Genomic DNA, 2,897 nt, shown 5'->3' on the forward strand with positions numbered 1-2,897 from the left:
CGGTCGCCGACGCGGGCCGGGCCGGCTCCGCGGCGTCCGGCGCGGGCCGCCTCCGCCCCGCGTCCTCCGCCGTGGCGGCCAGCAAGGCCGGCGGATGGGCGCCGGGGCTGGTCGCCCGGACCGCATCCGCCCTTCAGCGCGCGCCCTGGGGGCGGGGCCGGGACGCATGCCTGCCCGCCGGACCGCGATGCCCCGGATGGCCGCAGGGGAGGCGCGGCCCCGAGGCCTGGAAGCGGCGATGGCGCGCGGGCGGATACCGGCGCAGTTTGCCGCGTTCCCGGCAACGAGACCCTGAGGAGATCGCCGATGGCCATCAACCCGCTCGCCGTGCCGCCGCCGCCGGACCGCCCCAGCCGCGCCGAGGCCGAGGCCGCCGTCCGCACCCTGCTGCGCTGGGCCGGGGAGAACCCGCTGCGGGAGGGCCTGCTGGACACGCCGAAGCGCGTGGTGAAGGCCTATGAGGAGTTCTTCGCCGGCTACCAGGTGGACCCCGTGGCCGTGCTGGAACGCACCTTCGCCGAGATCGAGGGCTATGACGAACTGGTCCTGCTGAAGGACATCCGCCTCGAATCCTACTGCGAGCACCACATGGTGCCGATCATCGGCGTGGCGCATGTGGCCTACATGCCGGGCAGCCGCGTGGTCGGCATCAGCAAGCTGGCGCGCGTGGTGGAGGCCTATGCCAAGCGGCTGCAGATCCAGGAGAAGCTGACGGCGCAGATCGCCAACACCATCGACGCGGTGCTGAAGCCGCGCGGCGTGGCGGTGGTGATCGAGAGCGAGCACCAGTGCATGACCACCCGCGGCGTGCACCAGCACGGCACGACCATGGTCACCAGCCGGATGCTGGGGGTGTTCCGGAACGACGCCAACACGCGGCGGGAACTGATGTCGCTGCTGGGCAAGGGCTGAGGGCGACCGGCGCGCCGGCCCTGCCGCCAGTTGGCGGCGCGGCCGACCCCGCGCCTTTCCCCTTTCAGGCCGGCGCGGCATCCGCCGCGGCAAGACCGCGGCGCCGCCGGGCGCGCCGTGCCCGGTTGCCGCGGGCGCGAATCTGGTGCGCCATGCGGCAGCGGGACGGGGCCGCCGGGCGGGATGCGCCGGGCCGGCCGGGCAATGGGGTCGAGGATGCCGGACAGCGGGATGCCGGAGGGCGGGACGCCGCACAGCGTGGTCATCGGCGCGGGGATCGTCGGCGCCTGCACGGCGCTCGCCCTGCTACGCGAGGGGCACCGGGTGACGATCCTCGAGCCCGGCCCGCCCGGCGGCGAGCAGGCCGCCAGCTACGGCAATGGCTGCTGGCTCAGCCCCATGTCCGTCATCCCGCCGGCCGTTCCCGGCCTCTGGCGCAAGGTGCCCGGCTTCCTCGCCGACCCGCTCGGGCCGCTCGCCATCCGCTGGTCCTACCTGCCGCGAGTGCTGCCCTGGCTGGCGCGCTACCTGCTGTCCGGCTGGACCGAGGCGCGTGTCGCGCGTACCGCCGTCGCGCTGCGCGCCCTGCTGCGCGACGCGCCGGCGCTGCATGCCGACCTCGCGGAGGCGGCGGGCGTCGGCGGGCTGATCGAGCGCCGCGGCCTGATGTATGTCTATCCCGACCGCGCGGCCTTCGAGGCCGAGGCCATGTCATGGCGCATCCGCCGGCAGGTCGGGATCGACTGGATCGAGCTGTCGGCCGAGGAACTGCACCAGCGCGAGCCGGCGCTGGACCGGCGCTACGGTTTCGCCGCGCTGGTCGAGGAAGGCGGGCACTGCCGCGACCCCGGCGCCTATGTCGCGGCCCTGGTCGCCCTGGCCGAGGCCGAGGGCGCCCGGCGCGTCGCCGCGCCCGCCACCGGCTTTCGGATCGAGGGCGGGCGGCTGCGCGCGGTGCGCACCGATGCCGGCGAGATCGCCGCCGACCGCGCCGTCATCAGCGCCGGCGCGCGGTCCAAGGCGCTGGCGGCGGCGGCGGGGGACCGGCTGCCGCTGGAGACCGAGCGCGGCTACCATGCGATGATCGCCGACCCTGGCACCGGTCCGCGCACGCCGCTGATGCCCTCCGACGGCAAGATGTCGATCACCTGGACCGATCGCGGACTGCGCTGCGCCGGCCAGGTGGAGATCGCCGGGCTGGACGCCGCGCCGAACTGGCAGCGCGCCGACATCCTTCGCGACCATCTGATGCGAAGCTTCCCCGCGCTGCCGCGCGACCTGCCGGCGGAGCGCGTGCGGGTCTGGATGGGGCACCGTCCGAGCACGCCGGACGGGCTGCCCTGCATCGGGCCGGCGCGCGCGACGCCCGACATCGTGCATGCCTTCGGCCATGGCCATGTCGGACTGGTGGCGGGCCCGCGCACCGGGCGGCTGGTCGCGCAGCTGCTGGCGGGCCGCCCGCCGGAGCTGGATCCGCGCCCGTACGACCCACGTCGTTTCGGCTGATTTCGCGCTCGCTTTCACGAAAGCGGGGTGTCATGCTGACAAGTGGCGGCACAGCGGCATCGCGGTGCCGCCGGACACGACGAACGGAACTACAAGCAAGTGCCTTCCGATATCGACGAGCAGGGCGGCGCCGGGCCGGCCGAGGCCCAGGTCAAGTGGTACAACGCCCGCAAGGGGTACGGCTTCGTGCTGGGCCCCGACGGACAGGACGTGTTCTTTCATGCCTCGGCCCTGACCGAGGCGGGAATCGAGCCGCCTGACACCGGCGATACCCTGGTTTGCGAGATCGGCACCGACCGTCAGGGTCGGCGATTGGTGACGCGCATCACCGAACTCAAGCGTGGCGAGGGCGGCGGCGATGCCGGCGCCCGGCGGCCCTTCCGGGACGGCCCGGGCGGCTTCGGCGACCGGCCGCCGCGGCGCGACTTCGGCGGCGGTGGCGGCTTCGGCGACCAGCCGCCGCGGCGCGACTTCGGCGG

Annotated in this window: 3 protein-coding genes; all 3 read left to right on the plus strand. The window is 74.8% G+C overall.

The genetic code is table 11. The features are described from left to right. The first annotated feature begins 306 nt into the window (after positions 1–306). Positions 307–912: a GTP cyclohydrolase I FolE gene (gene folE, locus E2C05_RS30635; RefSeq protein WP_133223394.1), complete on the plus strand. Its 606-nt coding sequence runs from the start codon at positions 307–309 to the stop codon at positions 910–912. A gap of 216 nt (positions 913–1,128) precedes the next feature. Beyond that, positions 1,129–2,418: an NAD(P)/FAD-dependent oxidoreductase gene (locus tag E2C05_RS30640; protein WP_240046963.1), complete on the plus strand. Its 1,290-nt coding sequence runs from the start codon at positions 1,129–1,131 to the stop codon at positions 2,416–2,418. Between the two features lie 42 nt (positions 2,419–2,460). After that, the coding region (locus E2C05_RS30645) for a cold shock domain-containing protein (protein WP_133223395.1) at positions 2,461–2,897 on the plus strand (437 nt) is incomplete at its 3' end.

Origin of the sequence: Paracraurococcus ruber, assembly GCF_004353985.1 — a bacterium.
GTDB classification, from domain to species: domain Bacteria; phylum Pseudomonadota; class Alphaproteobacteria; order Acetobacterales; family Acetobacteraceae; genus Paracraurococcus; species Paracraurococcus ruber.